The organism is Belnapia moabensis DSM 16746 (assembly GCF_000745835.1).
Classification (GTDB): domain Bacteria; phylum Pseudomonadota; class Alphaproteobacteria; order Acetobacterales; family Acetobacteraceae; genus Belnapia; species Belnapia moabensis.
Genome location: NZ_JQKB01000021.1, coordinates 52,876 through 69,450 on the forward strand (window position 1 = coordinate 52,876; position 16,575 = coordinate 69,450).

A 16,575-nucleotide genomic window follows, 5' to 3' on the forward strand; every position below is an offset into this window, starting at 1 on the left:
CTTCACCATGGCGCGCCCCCACCTGCTTCAGGCTCTCCGCGACCGCGTGCTGCTTTGCGACGGCGGCATGGGCAGCCGCGTGCAGGCGCTCACCCTCGACGTCGACAAGGATTACTGGGGCAAGGAAAACTGCACCGAGGTGCTGAACCTCTCCCGCCCCGACCTCGTGCGCGAGATCCATCGCGGCTATTACGAGGCCGGTGCCGACATGGTGCTGACCAACAGCTTCGGCGGCTCGCCGGTGACGCTGGGCGAGTTCGAGTTGACCGAGCGCGCCTTCGAGATCAACAAGCTGGCCGGCGAGCTGGCGCGCGAGGCGGCCGAGACCTTCGCCGATGGCCGCGACCGGTGGGTGATCGGCGATATCGGCCCGGGCACCAAGCTGCCTTCCCTGGGCCATATTGCCTATGACGACCTCCAGGCCGCGCTCGAGGAGCAGTGCCGCGGGCTGATCGCCGGCGGCGTTGATGCGCTGCTGACGGAAACCAACCAGGACACGCTCTTCATCAAGGCCGCGGTGAATGCGGCTAAGGCGGCAATCAAGGCCGCCGGCGCCGACATCCCGATCTTCGTCCAGGTGACAGTCGAGACGACGGGTACGCTGCTGGTCGGCCCCGACATCGCCGCGGCGGCGACCGTGGTGAATGCGCTCGACGTGCCGCTGATGGGTTTGAACTGCGCAACCGGTCCGCAGGAAATGGCCGAGCATGTCCGCTGGCTGTCGCAGAATTGGCCCGGCCTCATCAGCGTGCAGCCCAATGCGGGCCTGCCGGAGCTGGTCGATGGCAAGACCCACTACCCCCTCGGCGCCACGGAGATGGCGAGCTGGATGGAGCGCTTTGTCCGCGAAGACGGCGTCAATCTCATCGGCGGCTGCTGCGGCACCTCGACGCCGCATATCGCGGCCCTCGACGCCATGCTGCGGAAGCACGATGCTTGGCGCCCCTCGCCGGTCGCCCGCAAGCCTGTCTGGGTTCCTTCCGTCGCCTCGCTCTACGGCGCCGTCTCGCTGCGGCAGGAGAATGCCTATTTTTCCATCGGCGAGCGCTGCAACGCCAATGGCTCCAAGGCCTGGCGCGAGCGGCAGGCGGCGCATGACTGGGATGGCTGCGTCGCCATGGGCCGCGAGCAGGTGGGCGAGGGCTCCAACAGCCTCGATATCTGCACCGCCTTCGTCGGGCGCGACGAGATGGCGGAGATGAACGAGGTCGTCACCCGCTTCACCTCCTCGGTCAACGCCCCGCTGGTGATCGACAGCACCGAGACGCCGGTGATCGAGGCGGCCCTCAAGCTCCATGGCGGAAAGCCGATCATCAACTCGATCAATTTCGAGGATGGCGAGGGTGCCGCACATGACCGGCTCGTCCTGGCGAAGAAATTCGGCGCCGCCGTCATCGCCTTGACCATCGACGAGGTCGGCATGGCGAAGACGGCGGAGGACAAGCTCCGCATCGCCCGCCGCCTGGTCGATTTCGCCTGCAACAAGCATGGCCTGCCGCAGTCCGACCTGCTGATCGACCCGCTGACCTTCACCATCGCCACGGGCAACGAGGACGACCGCAAGCTCGGCCAGTGGACGTTGGAGGGCATCCGGATGATCCGGGAGGAATTCCCTGACATCCAGATCATCCTCGGCCTCTCCAACATCTCCTTCGGCCTCAACCCGGCCGCGCGGCACGTGCTGAACAGCGTCTTCCTCGACCATGCGGTGAAGGCCGGCATGACCGGCGCCATCGTGCATGTGTCGAAGATCAAGCCGCTGCACCTGATCCCGCCGGAGGAGGTGGAGGTCGCCGAGGACCTGATCTTCGACCGCAGGCGGGAGGGCTACGACCCGCTGCAGAAACTGCTGGAAATCTTCTCCGGCCGGAAGGCCGCCGACAGCACGAAGAAGGTGCGGGCCGAGACGGTCGAGGGCCGCCTCAAGGACCGCATCGTCGATGGCGACCGCAAGGGGCTGAACGAGGAGTTGCAGGACGCGCTCGACCAGGGCATCGCGCCGCTCGCCATCATCAACGACGTGCTGCTCGACGGCATGAAGGTGGTGGGCGAGCTGTTCGGCGCCGGCAAGATGCAGCTGCCCTTCGTCCTCCAGAGCGCGGAGACGATGAAGGCCGCCGTCGCCTATCTCGAGCCCTTCATGGAGAAGATCGAGGGGCAGGAGAAGGGCACCATCGTCCTCGCCACGGTGAAGGGCGACGTGCACGACATCGGCAAGAACCTGGTCGATATCATCCTCACCAACAACGGCTACCGCGTGGTCAATCTCGGCATCAAGGTGCCATTGGCCGACATGGTGGCGGCGGTCAGGGAACACCGGGCGCATGCCATCGGCATGAGCGGACTCTTGGTGAAATCGACCGTCGTCATGCGCGAGAACCTCGAGGAGATGAGCCGCATCGGCCTCGACGTGCCGGTGCTGCTCGGCGGCGCCGCGCTGACCCGGAATTATGTCGAGGAGGATTGCGTCCGCGCCTATGCCTCGGGCCGTGTCGCCTATGCGCGGGATGCCTTCGACGGCCTCCACCTGATGGACAAGGTGACCGGCAACGGCTTCGACGATTATCTGGCCGCCTTGCAGTCGAAGCGGAAGGGCAAGTCGCGCAACGAGGCCCGCACCCTCGGCACCGCCGACCCGCGCGGCTTCGCGCCCGTCGATGTTGCCTATGCCGAGGCGCGGCGGCGGCGGCTCACTGCCGAGGAGCCGGTGCCGGCGCCGCCCTTCTGGGGCGCCCGCGTCATCGAGGCGGCGCCGAAGGCCATCGTGCCCTTCATCAACGAGCGCAGCCTCTATCAATTCCAGTGGGGCTTCCGGAAGCAGGGCCGGAGCCTCGACGACTTCCTCGGCTGGGCGAAGCAGGAGCTGCGTCCGGTGCTGAAGCGCATGCTGGCGCTGACCGAGGCGGAGGACATCCTCCGGCCCCAGGCCATCTACGGCTACTGGAAATGCGCCGGCGCGGGCAACGACCTCATCCTCTTCGAGGAGGATGGCGCGACGGAGGCCTGCCGCTTCACCCTGCCGCGCCAGCCGAAGCAGGATGGCGAATGCATCGCCGATTTCATCCGCGACATTGGCGATGGCCCGGAGCGGCGCGATGTGATCGGGTTGCAGGTCGTCACCGTCGGGCAGAAAGCCTCCGACATCGCGCGGGTCTGGTTCGAGGATAACCGCTACCAGGATTACCTCTACCTGCACGGCCTCAGCGTCGAAATGGCGGAGGCGATGGCGGAATACGTACACAAGCGCATCCGCGCCGAATGGGGCTTCGCCGGCGACGACGACCGCGACATGGACCGGATGCTGCAACAAAACTATCGCGGCGGCCGCTACAGCTTCGGCTACCCGGCCTGCCCTCGGCTGGAGGACCAGGTGCCGCTGCTGCGGCTGCTCGGCGCCGATCGCATCGGTGTCTCGATCAGCGATGAATGGCAGCTTCATCCGGAGCAATCAACGAGTGCCATCGTGCTGCACCACCCGCAGGCGAAATACTTCTCGGTCTAGTCGTCAGGCAGTTCCCTCCTCGGCCCAAGCTCCCGCGCCTTTGATCCGATGCGCGGGCATAGGCATCGCGTCATGCCGCCGCAGCGCCTAGGATGCGGCAGACAGAGGCCGGAAGCCTGAGGAGCGGACCGTGCCAGAGGAAGGCCGAGGAGCGGCACCCGATATCGACGCGATCCGCAGCTTCGCCGAGCCGGCGCCGCACCCGATCGTCGTGGTCGCCGGCCCGACCCATCGCCTGCTCTATGCCAACCTGGCCTTTGCCGCCGCCTGCGGCCAGGACCGCGCTGCGCTGGACTGCCGCCCCGCGGCCGAGCTTTTCCCGGCCATCGCCGAAGGCGGGCACTTGGCACCGCTCGACCTGGTGCGTACCACCGGCCGACCCTTCCGCGCCGAGGCCAGGCGGCTGCCCTTCGGCGACGCGGACCGGTTCTGGGATGTCGAGGCTTCGGCGCTGCGGGCCCGCGACGGCATCATCACCGGCGTCCTCGTCCAACTGCGCGACGTGACGGCGCTGCGCAGCCGGCTGCACAAGGCCGAGGCTGCCGCCGCCGTGCTGGATGCGGTGCTGGAGCACGCGCCGCTCGGCCTTGCCATCGCCGGGCCGGAAGGGCGGCTGCTGCGGCTGAGCCGACACGGCCTCGCCTTCGCGGGGAGGGATCTCGCCGAGCGTCTAGCCGGCGCGCCGGCCTCCGCCGGTTGGGAGGTGGTACGCCGTGAGGGCGAGCCGCCGGTCGAGCCGGAGGCCCTGCCGCTAGCCCGCGCCCTCGCCAGCGGCGAAGCGGTGGTGCGCGAGCCCTGGCAACTTCGCGCCTGGGACGGCGCCGAGCGCAGCCTCGAGTGCAGCGCGGCCCCAGTGCGCGGCCGCAGCGGCCGCATCGCCGGCGGCATCCTCGCCTGGACCGATCCGCCAGAGACCGGCATCGGCCTCGATACCCGCTACCGCGCCCTGGTGGAGGCCGGCGCCGTCGCCGTCTGGACCGCCGCGGCGGATGGGGCGGTGGTGAGCCTCGGCGGCTGGGGAGCCTTCACCGGCCAGACCCCGGCGCAATCGGTCGGTTGGGGCTGGCTGGAAGCAATTCACCCGGAGGAACGCGAGCGTGTCCGTGAGGATTGGACTCGCGCCGTCGCCACCGGCAAGACCTTTGAGGCGGAGTACCGGCTCCGCGGCCCGGGCGGCGCCTGGCGCTGGATGGCGGTGCGGGCCGCGCCGTTGCGCGACATGCGTGGGCGGGTCGTCGAATGGCTCGGCGTCAATACCGACATCGATGCGCGCAAGCGGGCCGAACGAGCCCTGCGCGACAGCGAGGCGCGCTTCCGCACCCTCGCCGAGGCCATGCCGCACCTAGTTTGGCAGACCGATGCGAATGGGGAGCCGGACTACGTCAATTCCCGCTGGCAGGAGCTGACCGGCCTCGACCTGCCGCAGCTTCGCGGCGGTGGCTGGCTCGCCGTGGTGCATCCCGAGGACCGCCAGCCCCTCGCCGCCGCCTGGGTCGCGGCCCGGGCCGAGGGCCGGGACTACGATGTCGATGCCAGGCTGCGCGACCGCACGGGCCGCTACCGCTGGCACCGGGTGAAGGCCGCCCCGGTCTGCAATGCTGCCGGCCTGGTCCGCCACTGGGTCGGCACCTGCACCGATACCGAGGAGCGCCACATCGCCGAGGACCGGCTGCGCGAGGCGCTCGCCGCCCGCGAGCAGCTGGCCCGTGAGGCCGATCACCGCATCAAGAACAGCCTGCAACTGGTCGCTGCCCTGCTCCGCCTCCAGGCCGGGCGGGTGGAGGAGCCGGCGGCGCGTGAGGCGCTGGAAGCGGCGACCGCCCGGGTCCAGGCCGTGGCCGAGGCGCATCGCGCCCTGCAGCAGAGCCCGGATTTCCGCAACATCCGCCTCTCCGACATGCTGCGCGAGCTGGCCGCCGGCGCGGCCGTGCAGCACCCGGCCGCCGATATCCGCACCGAGGCGCCCGAGGAGCTGACCCTCGATGCCGAGCGCGCCATCCCCCTCGCCCTCATCCTGTCGGAACTGGTGACCCAGGCGCTGCGTCATGGCGGCCCGGTGCGACTCTCCGCCCGGCTGGACGGAGACGCGATCCTTGCCGAGGTCGAAGGCCAGGGCGACGGCCCGGGCCACGGTGGCAAGGCGGGGCTCGGCCAGACGGTGGTGAAGGCGCTGGCGCGGCAGATCGCCGCCGCGCTGACGGAAGGGGAGGGAAGAGTGACCCTCCGCCTGCTTCAGGAACCCAATTAGGCCTCGCAGCCCTCATCCAGCAGCAGCCGCTCGACCGTCTCCGGCGGCACGTCGCCCGCGGTGAAGGCCTCGCCCGGCCCGCGCAGCAGCACGAAGCGCAGCGCTCCCTCCCGCGCCTTCTTGTCCTTCCGCATCCGCCCGAGCAGCGACGCCGCCGAGAAGCGCCGCGGCAGGTCGCCGATCCGCGCCGGCATGCCGCAGGCCTGGAGATGGGCGATCACCCGCCCCGGCAATTCCTGGCTGCAATGGCCGAGCCGCGCCGAGAGGCTGGCGGCGAGGCCAAGCCCCACCCCCACCGCCTCGCCATGCAGCAGCATCCCGCCATAGCCGCACTCCGCCTCCAGCGCATGGCCGAAGGTATGGCCGAGATTGAGCAGCGCCCGGCCGCCCTCCTCAGTCTCCTCCCGCTCGTCGCCGGCGACGACGGAGGATTTCAGCCGGCAGCTCTCGAGCACCGCCGTCACCAGCGCTTCCCGGTCGCCGGCGACGAGGGCCGGCCCATGCGTCTCGCACCAGCGCCAGAGCCGCTCGCCGGATAGCAGCCCGTGCTTTGCCACCTCGGCATAGCCGGCGCGCAACTCCCTCACCGGCAGCGTGCCGAGCGTCACCGTATCGGCCAGCACCAGCCGCGGCTGGTGGAAGGCGCCGACCAGGTTCTTGCCGAGCGACAGGTTCACACCTGTCTTGCCCCCGACCGAGCTGTCCACCTGGGCCAGCAGCGTCGTCGGCAGCTGGACGAAGGGGAGGCCGCGCAGTGCGATCGCGGCGGCGAAGCCGGCCAGGTCGCCCACCACCCCGCCGCCGAGCGCCAGCACCGCCGTCCGCCGGTCGGCCCCGGCCGCCAGCATCCGCTCCAGCACCGCCTGCACCTGGCCGAGGGTCTTGCTCACCTCGCCGGCCGGCACGGCGATCTCGGCGAGGATGGCGGTGCCGGTCTCGGCGAGGCCGGCCCGCAGCGCCGGAAGGTGCAGCGGCCCGACAACCTCGTCCGTCACCACCACCACTCGCCGGGCCGGCAGCACCGGAGCGAGGAGCGCCCCCGCCCGCGCCAGCAACCCCTCGCCGACCAGGATCTCATAGCCGCGCTCGCCGAGCGGCACGGACAGGCGGGAGGGCGGCTGCCAGCCCTCCAGCGCCTGCTGCACCCGGCGGGTGGTGACCTCGGGGCTCTCGTCGGAACAGGCGATCACGATATCGGCCTCGGCATAGAGGGGGTGGCGCGCCACCATCAGCCGTTCCAGCACTTCAGCCGGATCGGCGTTGAGGAACATCGGCCGGTGCTCCCGCCCGGCGACGCGCTTCAGCAGCGTCGCCATGCGGCAGTGCAGCCAGACCGAGACGGCGCCGGAAGCGCGGATGGCGTCGCGGGTGCGGGCATCGACGAAGGCGCCGCCACCGGTCGCCAGGACCAGGGGCGGCCCGGCCAGCAGCCGGGCGATCACCCGCCGCTCGCCGTCGCGGAAATGCGCCTCGCCGTAGCGGGCGAAGATGTCGGTGATGGGCAGCCCGGCGGCCGCCTCGATCTCCGCATCCGCATCGAGGAAGGGCAGGCCGAGGCGCAGCGCCAGGCGCCGGCCGATGGAGGTCTTGCCCGCCCCCGGCATGCCGACCAGCACGATGCTGCGCGCCGGCAGCCGAGCAGGCGAGGGCGCGGGCTCGGCCGGGCCGGTCCAGACGGCGGCGTCCGGGGCCTGGGCTGCGCCCAGTGGAACGATGGCATTGGCGGTGTTGCGCGACACGATGCGGAGAGGCTAGCACACCGCGGCCCCGATGCGATGGGGCGGCTTCGTTGCGGAAGCCGGTAGTTTCTCCAGGAGCTCAGCCGCCCATGTTCCGCCGCCCCATCCTGCTGCTGGCCGTGATCCTGCTTGCCCTGGTGGCGGCCGGGCTGCTGGCGCTGGGCGCCTTCCCACCCGCCGCCACTCCGACCGCTGTGGAGCGCGTCTTGCCGAACGACCGCTTCCAGACCCGCTGACCCCTTGGCCGGCGCCCTCCGCGAGTCATTCCTCGAGATGCTGGCGGCCGAGCGAGGCGCCGCCCGCAACACCCTGGCCGCCTACGCGGCCGATCTCGAGGATTTCGCCGCCTTCTGCGCCCGCCTCGGCCTGGCGCCCGAGGCGGCGGGGCCAGAGCCGCTCAGCGACTATCTCCGTTCGCTGGCCGATCTCGGCCTGAAGCCGCGGACAGCGGCGCGGCGCCTCTCCGCGCTCCGCCAGTTCTACCGGTTCCTCGCCCGCGAGGGCATCCGGCCCGACGACCCGACCGAGCTGCTGGACGGCCCCCGCCCGACGCCGTCCCTGCCCAAGCCCCTCGCCGAGGAGGAAGTCACGGCCCTGCTCGCCGGCGCCGCCACCCTGCCGAAGGGCCGCGGCCCACTGGCCGTCGCCGCGATCGAGCTGCTCTACGGCGCCGGGCTGCGCGCCACCGAGCTGGTCACGCTCCCCGCATCGGCGCTGCGCGCCGACCAGCCGATGATCGCGCTGCGCGGCAAGGGTGGGCGGGAGCGGCTGGTGCCCATCTCCCCCCGCGCCCGCGAAGCCGCCGCCGAGGCCCGCGCCGGGGAGGAGGATGCGCCCCCTGGCGACCGCCGCCGCCGCTGGCTCTTCCCCTCGCGCGGCGCGGCCGGGCACATGACCCGTCAGGGCCTCGGCCTGCTGCTGAAGGAGGCGGCGCTGGCGGCCGGCATCGCGCCGGAACGCGTCTCCCCGCATGTCCTGCGGCATTCCTTCGCCAGCCACCTTCTGGCCCGCGGCGCGGATCTGCGCAGCCTGCAGATCCTGCTCGGCCATGCCGACATCGCCACCACCCAGATCTACACCAAGGTGATGGAGGAGCGGCTGCGGGCGCTGGTCGAGGCGCACCACCCGCTGGCGGAGGCCGATCCGCCGCCCCCGCTTCCGCGCTCGCAGCTTTTCGGCTAACCCCGCCCGCCATGCGCCACTTCCTGGATTTCGAGAAGCCGATCGCCGAGCTGGAAGGCAAGATCGAGGAGCTGCGTCGGACCTCCGATGCCGGCGGGATCGATGTCGCCGAGGAGGTCGCGCGGATGCGCGACAAGGCGCAGGTCCTGCTGAAGACCACCTACGCCAAGCTCTCGCCCTGGCAGAAGACCCTGGTCGCCCGCCACCCCGACCGGCCGAAATGCCTCGACTACATCCGCGCCCATATCGAGGAGTGGACGCCGCTGGCCGGCGACCGCGCCTTCGCGGACGATGCGGCGGTGGTCGGCGGCCTCGGGCGCTTCCGCGGCCGCGCCGTCGCCGTGTTGGGCACGGAGAAGGGCAGCGACACCGAGAGCCGCGTGCTGCACAATTTCGGCATGGCCCGTCCGGAGGGCTACCGCAAGGCCCGCCGCATCATGGAACTCGCCAGCCGCTTCGGCCTGCCCATCCTCTCCTTCGTCGACACCGCCGGCGCCTTCCCCGGCATCGAGGCCGAGGCGCGAGGCCAGGCCGAGGCCATCGCCCGCTCCATCGAGGCGGGGCTCGAAGCACCGGTGCCCTTCGTCGCCACCATCATCGGCGAGGGCGGCTCGGGCGGCGCCATCGCGCTGGCTGCGGCCGACCGTATCCTGATGCTGGAGCATTCGGTCTATTCGGTCATCAGCCCCGAAGGCTGCGCCAGCATCCTCTGGCGCGACGCCGCCCAGGCCTCGACCGCGGCCGAGGCGCTGAAGCTCACCGCGGAAGATCTCCGCCGCCTCAACCTTGTCGATGCCGTGGTGCCAGAGCCGATGGGCGGCGCTCATCGCGACCCGGAGGCGGCGCTCGCCGCGGTCGGCGACAAGGTCTGGGAAAGCCTGGAGCCGCTGCTGGCGCTGGACGGCGCCACGCTGCGCGCCCGCCGCCGGGAGAAATTCCTGGAGATGGGCCGCAACAGCGTGGTTTGACGGCTCAGGCCGGCGCCGGCGCCACTCCGAGCGGCGGCGGCGCCTCCGGCCGGGGCGCCGGGGCGGTGAGCACCGGTGCCGGTGCCGTGCCGCTCGCCTCCACGGCCAGGTCCTGCGCCTCGGCCAGGCTCATCGCCAGTTGCAGCGGCGCCGATTCGCCTTCCGCCCGCAAAGCCTTGGCGAGCACGCCCTGACCCTCCTCTCCACCATCCGGCGACCAGGCCAGGGCGATGGCCGGCACGCCCGGCAGACGCCGCCGCGCACGGCGCAGCAGGTAGCGAGCCGTCGCGCTGCTGCTGCCGCCTTCCAGCAGACACAGGCAGATGAGGCGCGGCGGCGCGCCCGGCACGGCACTCACCCCGCCCACCTGCACGCCGAAGCCGCGTCGCGCCAGCACCTGGGCCAGCATGCTGGCGGCCAGCGCATCGAAAGGGCCGCGACCGGGCAGGCAGAGCACCGCCCCCGGCACGTGCCATGCGGCAGGCACAGGCTCCGGCAGGGCCTCGCCCTCGGGCGGCGGCGGGTCCTCTTCCTCCTCCAGGTCCTCGATCAGCAACTCGACGCTGCGCAGCAGGGCATCGCGCCGTTCCGGCCTGAGGGCGCCATGCACCGCATCCGCCTGGGCGAGGCGCAGCGCCGGCAGCGCCACCGCATCGAGATACTCGGCGAGGGGCTTGTCCTTCAGGCAACGCTCCGCCTGCTCGGCGAGCGCATTGGCGTCGCCTGCCAGCGCCCGCTGGTAGAAGGTCTCCTCCGGGTCGAGCGGAGGCCGGTCGCCCAGCATCACCTCAAGGAATTCCAGCCGGTCCACATGCCGCCCGAGCACCACGAGGCAGACCGTCAGCGGCACCGCCAGCAGCAGCCCGACCGGCCCCCAGAGCCAGGTCCAGAAAGTCGCCGCCGCGATGACGGCAATCGGCGAGAGGCCGGTCGAATGGCCGAAGACCATCGGCTCGACCACCTGGCCCATCAGCATCTCGCTGATGCCGAACAGCACTGCCACCCAGATCAGCGTCGACCAGCCTGGATCGACGGCCAGCGCCAGCAGCAGCGGCCCGCTCACGGTGATGAAGACGCCGATGAAGGGCACGAAGCGCATCAGTCCGGCGACGAAGCCCCAGAGCAGGGGGTTGGGGATGCCGATGGCCCAGAGCGCGGCAGCGATGAAGGCGCCGAACAGGGCATTCATCCCGGTCTGCGCCAGGAAGAAGCGGGAGAGGCGGTAGGCCGCGTCGTCCATCGCCGCCATGGTGCGGTGCAGGTCGCGCGCGCCGGCCAGACGGATCAGCCGGTCGCGCAGGTCCTCGCGGTAGAGCAGGATGAAGATGACGAGGATGACGACGATGCCGGCCGTCGCCAGCGGCCCGAGTAGCGGCTCCGCCACGCTGCGGAGCATGTCGAAGGGCGTTGGATCGGGCGTGTGGATCTCGACCGGCATCGGCGGCCGCACCGGATCGCCCGAGACGGCCGGTGCGGGACCTTCCCGGCCGCCCATGCCATGGCCGACGGCCTGGACGGCGCCGCTCAACCGGTCGATCCAGCCGCCGGCGCTCTGCAGGCCGGAGAGCTTCTGGCGGATGGTCGCCTGGTAGCTCGGCAGGTTCTCGGCGAGCAGCGTCGCCTGCCGCCCCATCAGCCCGCCGATGCCGAAGATGATGGTGCAGGCCAGCAGCACGGTGATGACGACAGCCGCCGAACGCGGCATGCGGACCCGTCGCAGCAGGCGCACCACCGGCGCCAGCACGAAGGAGAGCAGCACCGCCAGCACCAGCGGCACCAGCAGCTCCCGGCCGAAATAGAGCACGGCGATGATAAGGAGCGCGCCCTGGAGCATCTGCAGGCCGGAGGCGGGGGTGCCTGCCGCGCTCAGGCCGCGGGTTGGCGCAGGGGCAGGTCGTGATTCAGGCATCCGGCCTCGGTTCCGTGGTCCTCGAGCCTCCATCAGCCCGCTTGAGGCGAACGCCGGTCCCGCGGTTCCGTTGCGTTGTCCTAGCTTTTCATCGGCGCCAATTCCCGCTCCACCACCGCCGCCAGCACACCCGCGCCATAGGGAATGGCCGCGTCGTTGAAGTCGTAATGCGGGTTGTGGACCTCGCAGCCGCCGGCCTCGCCCTCGCCATTGCCGACCAGGATATAGGCGCCCGGCACCTCGGCCATCATGTAGGAGAAGTCCTCCGAGCCCATGGCCGGGATGCGGTTGCGGTCCACCGCCGCCGCGCCGACCATCCCGGCCGCGGCATCGGCGATCATGGCCGTCTGCTCCACGCCGTTCACCACCGGCACCGTGACCTCGCGGAAGTCGAGCCGCGCCTCGGCGCCGAAGCCCTCGGCGATGCTCGTCGCCAGCGCCCGCATCCGTTGCTCGATCAGCGCCATGGTCTCGGTGCGGAAGGCGCGGACGGTGCCGCGCAGCGAGACCTGGTCGGGGATGACGTTGTAGGCCGTGCCGGCGCTGAAGCCGGTGACGCTGACGACGCCGGTATCGTTCGGCGCCACGTTGCGCCCGATGATCGACTGGTAGGCGGAGACGATCGCCGCGCCGCAGACCACCGGGTCCACCGTGCTCTCCGGCCGCGCCCCATGCCCGCCCTTGCCCTGGACCACGAGGTCGAAGAAGGCGCAGCCCGCCATCATCGCGCCGGTGCGGATGCCGTACTGCCCGACCGGCATGCCCGGCCGGTTGTGCAGCCCGTAGACGGCATTACAGGGGAAGCGGCGGAACAGACCCTCCTCCACCATCGCCCGCGCGCCGCCCTGGCCCTCCTCGGCCGGCTGGAAGATGAAATGGACGGTGCCGTTGAAGTTGCGTGTCTCGGCCAGGTAGCGGGCGGCGCCGAGCAGCATGGTGGTGTGCCCGTCATGGCCGCAGCCATGCATCTTGCCGGGGATGATGGAGCGATGGGCGAAGCCGTTCGCCTCGGGCATGTCGAGCGCATCCATGTCGGCACGCAGCCCGACCGTCCGGTCGCCGTTCCCCGCCCGCAGCACACCGACGAGGCCGGTGCGGCCGATGCCGCGATGCACCTCGATCCCCCAGGACTCCAGCCGCTCCGCCACCAGCGCGCTGGTCCGCACCTCCTCGAAGCCGGTTTCCGGATGGGCATGGAAATCCCGGCGCCAGGCGGTGAGTTCATCCTGGTACCGGCGGATATGCTCGATGGGATTCACGTGGCTCTCCTGCGGTTGAGGTGGGCAAGCCCCACCGCTCTGCGCTATGCCTCTTGGGCTATCCCTGCGGGCTAAGCCTGCGACAGCACTGGGTCAACAACGTGGCGACCGAACACCAGACGGAGGATATGGCCAGGCCCCGGCGCATGGTGCCGGCCCCGCACGGGCTCTCCCGCGGGGCGCCGGTGCCGTGGTGGGTGAAGCTCGGGCTGAAGCTCGGCCTTGCTGCCATTGGCATCCACGGCGCCCGCGCCCGCGCGCTCGGCCTCGCCCGCCCCTCCTTCGATGCGCGCGACCCGGCGAAGCTGCTTGGCGGGCCGCCGGCCTGGATCGGCGATGCGACCCGGCTGATGGGCCGCCGCCCGCGCACCATGCTCGAGGTCGGGCCCGGCCGGATGGTGCTGCGCGCGCCGGTTCTGGCCGGGCTCGGGCTGGAGCACATCTGGTTCATCGACCCGGCCGACAGCGCGCCCACCGAGGCCGCAGCCTACCAGCAGGTCGCCGCGCTCGCCCGCAGCCAGGGCCTGCCCGTGCCAGACCTCGCCGGCTGCACCGACCGCGCCGCCATCCTCCAGCGGTGCCATGCGACGCTGCTGCATGGCGGCCCCTCGGCGCTCGGCGCCATCCCGGACGGGGCGATCGACCTCGTGGTGAGCGAGGCGGTGCTCGAGCATGTCCGGCGCGACGAGATGGGGCCGCTGCTCGCCCAGCTCCGGCGGGTGACGGCGCCGGATGGCGTCGGCCTGCACCGCATCGACTTCCAGGACCATCTCGGCGGCGGGCTCCAGCATCTCCGCTTCAGCGACGCCTTCTGGGCCAGCCCGCTGGTCGGCCGCGCGGGGATCTATGTGAACCGGCTCGGCCTCTCCAGCATGGTCGGGCGCTTCCGCCGCGCCGGCTTCCAGGTGGAGGTGCCGGAGGCGGTGGTCTGGCCGCGCCGCCCGCGCGGCCCCGCCCGGCCGCATCCGGAGGCGATGCGCCCGTCGGCCGACGACCTCGTCGCCCGCGCCGTGCTGGAAGTCCGGCCGCGGCGGTAGCAGGCCATGGCCACCCGGGCCAGCATGGCCAGTTCCGCCGCCGTCAACCGGCCTCGCCGCGGAAGGCCGGCATGGTCGCATGGCCCGGCGCGCTGGCGCCGCGGCCACGCAGCACCAGCAGCGCACAGCGCAGCATCAGCCCGAGGTCGCCGCCGAAGCTTTGCCGCGCCGCATAACGCGCATCGAGGGCCAGCCTCGGCCCCCAGGGCAGCGCATTCCGGCCTGCCGCCTGCGCCAGCCCCGCAAGCCCCGGCCGCACCCGCAGCCGCAACGCCTGCGCCGGGTTGAAGAGCGGCGTGTAGGCGACGGGCAGCGGCCGCGGCCCGACCAGGCTCATCTCGCCACGCAACACGTTGATGAGCTGCGGCAGCTCGTCGAGCGCGCTCGCCCGCAGCCACCGTCCGAAGCGGTCGAGCCGCTCAGTATCGCTGCCCGGCCCCTCTTCCATGCTGCGGAACTTCAAAAGGATGAAGGACCGCCCGCCGCGCCCCGCCCGCTCCTGCCGGAACAGCACCGGCTGCCCGAGCGCCAAGCGCACGGCGAGCGCCGTGACCCCCAGCACCGGCGCCAGCAGCACCAGCAGCAGCCCGGCCCCGGCCAGGTCGAGCAGCCGCTTGCCGCCGCGCTCATACATCGCGCTCCCGCGCCTCCACCCCGAGCGAGAGCAGCAGGCCGAGGGCGAACCAGACCATACGGTTGCCGAGATCGGTCGAGACCATGGCGGTGAGCGCCACCGGCAGCGTCAGCGCCGCAATCCGCGCCGCCCGCCCCGGTGCCACCAGCGGCGCCCGCAGCACCGCCAGCCCCACCCCGCCGCCGAAGGCCACCAGCCAGCACAGGAAGCCCGGCAGCCCCGCCTCCGCCAGGATTTCCAGCGCATGGTTGTGCGGATGCAGGCTGCGGTCGTCGCCGCTGCCGGCGGCCAGGGTGAAGCCGCCCGTGCCGAGGCCGAAGGGCGTCGCCTCGCCCGCCCAGCGCAGCGCCTCGCCCCATAGCAGGATGCGCACCGGCGTCGCCTCCACCGGATCGCCGAAGAGCCGGTCAAGGGTGCGGAGAAGAGCGACTTCCTGCGGCATCGCCAGCAGTAGGGCGAGCCCGGCCGCCCCGGCGAATCCGACCCCCGCGACCCAACTCAGCGCCGCCCGCGGCCGCCGCAGCAGCCAGAAGCGCAGCGCCGGCGCCCCACCGAGCCCGAGCCCGAGGCCGAGCGCCGCCGCCCGTCCCCCCGGTACAAGTGAGGCCGCTGCCAGCGCCAGCACCGCCAGCCCCCAGCCGAGCCGCGCCCGGCCCCGCGTCTCCGTCAGCCGCACCGCCGCCAGCCCGCCGGCGCAGGCGATGGCAAGCCCGGCAAGCTGGTATTGCACCCGGATGCGCGCCGGGTCGGCCCCGACCTCGCCGCCCAGCACCACCATATCCCGCGCCAGCCCCCAAGCGATGCCGGCCCCGACCAGCAGCCCGATCGGCACCACCGCTGCGGCGAAGCGCCGCAAGGTCGGTCCATCGGCCCCGACCAGCAGCCCCGCCGCCAGCATGGCCGGGCCGATCAGCACCACCTGCGGCAGCTTCTCGGCGAGCACCGTGCGCGAATTGCTCCACGCTCCTGCCAGCACCAGCCAGACCAGCAACCCGGCGAGCCCCGCCAGCGGCAGGGCGAGGCTGCGCCGCACCTCCCAGTCCCGCATGGCGAAGAGCAGCAGCAGCGAGGGCGCCAGCAGCAGCGCGGCCAGCAAGGTGAGGTCGACCGGCAGCCCGGCGAGGCCCGGCAACGACTTCAGGGCACCGGCGAATTGCAGCAGCGCGGCGAAGAGGCCGGTGCCGGCAGCCAGGACGCCGGCATCAATCCGCACCGGCGCCCAGCCTCCGCGGCCCGAGCGCCATCTCATACTGGACGGACCGCGCCCGCCCCGGCCCGCGCAGCAGCACGAGGCAGGCGGCGCCGAGCAGGCTCGCCAGCGGCGCCGCGACGGCCAGCAGCAGCAGCAGCGGCCGGTTGGGCAGCGAAGGCCTGATCTCCACCATCGGCGCTGAAACCATCCGCGCCGCCACCGCCTCATCCGCCGCGACGACGAGGGCGATGCGCTGCTGCGCCGCCAGCAGCTCGTACAGCGCGCTGCGCTGGAACTGGTCCGGTTCCGCCGCCAGCCTTGCCTCGATCGCCGCCATCCGCTGCCGCGCCTGGCCGAGCAGGCCAGACCGCACCCGCTCCTCGGCCAGGGCGTGCAGGCGGCGCAGCATGTCGAGCGCCGTCGCCCGGTCACGGTGCTCCAGCGTCAGGGTGACGGTGGTGGTGGCGATGCCCTGGGTTGCGGCGAAGCGCTGCGCCAGCCAGGTCTCCGCATCGTCGAGATCAGCCTCGATCCGCCAATCGAAGTATCGCCGCAGCGCCCCCATCGGCCCGGCGCCGCGCAGGTCGGTGAGATAGGCAAGCAGCCCGGCCTCCCGCGCCAGCATCGCCGCCGCCTCCGGCGCCCGCAGCGCATCGAGATAGATGCCGAAATTGCCCGAAGGCCGGCTGTCCAGCAGCCCGCCCTGCAACAGCGGCGAGGGCGACATCAGCGTGGAGGTGGCGACGCCGCTGGTCTCGGCCGGCGCCACCATCGCCTGGGCGACATAGTGACGTGGCCAGGCGAGGATCAGCGCGGCGCCAGAACCGAGGATCAGCGCCGTCACCAGGACCACCGGCCATCGCCGCCGCCAGATTCCGCGCAGCAAGTCGTCGAGGGGCATGCAG

Annotated in this window: 12 protein-coding genes; 6 read left to right on the plus strand and 6 right to left on the minus strand. The window is 72.0% G+C overall.

The window, feature by feature from the left end:
• The first annotated feature begins 7 nt into the window (after positions 1 to 7).
• Both metH and EP26_RS15125 read left to right on the plus strand, forming a co-directional pair.
• The gene (gene metH / locus EP26_RS15120) at positions 8 to 3,502 is read left to right on the plus strand and encodes a methionine synthase (RefSeq protein ID WP_043339624.1); all 3,495 of its coding nucleotides are present in this window, start codon (positions 8 to 10) and stop codon (positions 3,500 to 3,502) included.
• A gap of 130 nt (positions 3,503 to 3,632) precedes the next feature.
• Entirely contained in the window at positions 3,633 to 5,750 is a 2,118-nt protein-coding gene (locus EP26_RS15125; RefSeq protein ID WP_043339625.1) for a PAS domain-containing protein, read from the plus strand.
• Here the strand turns inward: EP26_RS15125 and aroB are convergent.
• Positions 5,747 to 7,489 carry a 3-dehydroquinate synthase gene (gene aroB, locus EP26_RS33210; RefSeq protein WP_084112570.1) on the minus strand — a complete coding sequence of 581 codons (1,743 nt, stop codon included), beginning with the start codon at positions 7,487 to 7,489 and terminating at the stop codon, positions 5,747 to 5,749. The genes EP26_RS15125 and aroB overlap by 4 nt on opposite strands.
• Before the next feature lie 89 nt (positions 7,490 to 7,578).
• Here aroB and EP26_RS36245 point away from each other — a divergent pair, with 89 nt between their 5' ends.
• The 3 genes from EP26_RS36245 to EP26_RS15140 are packed head-to-tail and all read left to right on the plus strand — an operon-like array spanning position 7,579 to position 9,639.
• On the plus strand, positions 7,579 to 7,725 hold the full coding sequence (locus tag EP26_RS36245; RefSeq protein WP_169747407.1) for a hypothetical protein: 147 nt from the start codon (positions 7,579 to 7,581) through the stop codon (positions 7,723 to 7,725).
• Between the two features lie 4 nt (positions 7,726 to 7,729).
• Entirely contained in the window at positions 7,730 to 8,671 is a 942-nt protein-coding gene (locus EP26_RS15135) for a tyrosine recombinase (RefSeq protein WP_281177087.1), read from the plus strand.
• An 11-nt stretch (positions 8,672 to 8,682) separates the two neighbouring features.
• On the plus strand, positions 8,683 to 9,639 hold the full coding sequence (locus EP26_RS15140) for an acetyl-CoA carboxylase carboxyltransferase subunit alpha (RefSeq protein ID WP_043339626.1): 957 nt from the start codon (positions 8,683 to 8,685) through the stop codon (positions 9,637 to 9,639).
• Positions 9,640 to 9,643: 4 nt separating this feature from the next.
• Here EP26_RS15140 and EP26_RS15145 read toward each other — a convergent pair whose 3' ends face one another.
• Positions 9,644 to 11,548, minus strand: coding sequence for an AI-2E family transporter (locus tag EP26_RS15145; protein WP_169747408.1), 1,905 nt, complete (start codon positions 11,546 to 11,548; stop codon positions 9,644 to 9,646).
• Between the two features lie 80 nt (positions 11,549 to 11,628).
• Positions 11,629 to 12,807, minus strand: a complete 1,179-nt coding sequence (locus EP26_RS15150; protein WP_043339629.1) for a M20 aminoacylase family protein — start codon at positions 12,805 to 12,807, stop codon at positions 11,629 to 11,631.
• A 146-nt stretch (positions 12,808 to 12,953) separates the two neighbouring features.
• Between EP26_RS15150 and EP26_RS32000 the strand changes: the two genes are divergently transcribed.
• Entirely contained in the window at positions 12,954 to 13,844 is an 891-nt protein-coding gene (locus tag EP26_RS32000; protein ID WP_052389220.1) for a class I SAM-dependent methyltransferase, read from the plus strand.
• A 43-nt stretch (positions 13,845 to 13,887) separates the two neighbouring features.
• Here EP26_RS32000 and EP26_RS15160 read toward each other — a convergent pair whose 3' ends face one another.
• From EP26_RS15160 to EP26_RS15170, 3 genes are read right to left on the minus strand one after another with little or no spacing between them, the layout of a single operon-like run.
• Positions 13,888 to 14,478, minus strand: a complete 591-nt coding sequence (locus tag EP26_RS15160; protein ID WP_043339630.1) for a sugar transferase — start codon at positions 14,476 to 14,478, stop codon at positions 13,888 to 13,890.
• Positions 14,471 to 15,691: an O-antigen ligase family protein gene (locus tag EP26_RS15165; protein WP_043339631.1), complete on the minus strand. Its 1,221-nt coding sequence runs from the start codon at positions 15,689 to 15,691 to the stop codon at positions 14,471 to 14,473. The genes EP26_RS15160 and EP26_RS15165 overlap by 8 nt, the downstream gene beginning before the upstream one ends.
• The gene (locus EP26_RS15170) at positions 15,681 to 16,571 is read right to left on the minus strand and encodes a Wzz/FepE/Etk N-terminal domain-containing protein (protein WP_043339632.1); all 891 of its coding nucleotides are present in this window, start codon (positions 16,569 to 16,571) and stop codon (positions 15,681 to 15,683) included. Before EP26_RS15170 ends, EP26_RS15165 begins: the two co-directional genes overlap by 11 nt.
• Positions 16,572 to 16,575: the final 4 nt, after the last annotated feature.

What these genes read in the sequence shown, in the direction of transcription:
- metH (WP_043339624.1), top strand. Translation starts at nt 8, where the DNA reads ATGGCGCGCCCCCACCTGCTTCAGGCTCTCCGCGACCGCGTGCTGCTT.
- EP26_RS36245 (WP_169747407.1), top strand. Translation starts at nt 7,579, where the DNA reads ATGTTCCGCCGCCCCATCCTGCTGCTGGCCGTGATCCTGCTTGCCCTG.
- EP26_RS15140 (WP_043339626.1), top strand. Translation starts at nt 8,683, where the DNA reads ATGCGCCACTTCCTGGATTTCGAGAAGCCGATCGCCGAGCTGGAAGGC.
- EP26_RS15145 (WP_169747408.1), bottom strand. Translation starts at nt 11,548, where the DNA reads ATGCCTGAATCACGACCTGCCCCTGCGCCAACCCGCGGCCTGAGCGCG.
- EP26_RS32000 (WP_052389220.1), top strand. Translation starts at nt 12,954, where the DNA reads ATGGTGCCGGCCCCGCACGGGCTCTCCCGCGGGGCGCCGGTGCCGTGG.
- EP26_RS15160 (WP_043339630.1), bottom strand. Translation starts at nt 14,478, where the DNA reads ATGTATGAGCGCGGCGGCAAGCGGCTGCTCGACCTGGCCGGGGCCGGG.
- EP26_RS15170 (WP_043339632.1), bottom strand. Translation starts at nt 16,571, where the DNA reads ATGCCCCTCGACGACTTGCTGCGCGGAATCTGGCGGCGGCGATGGCCG.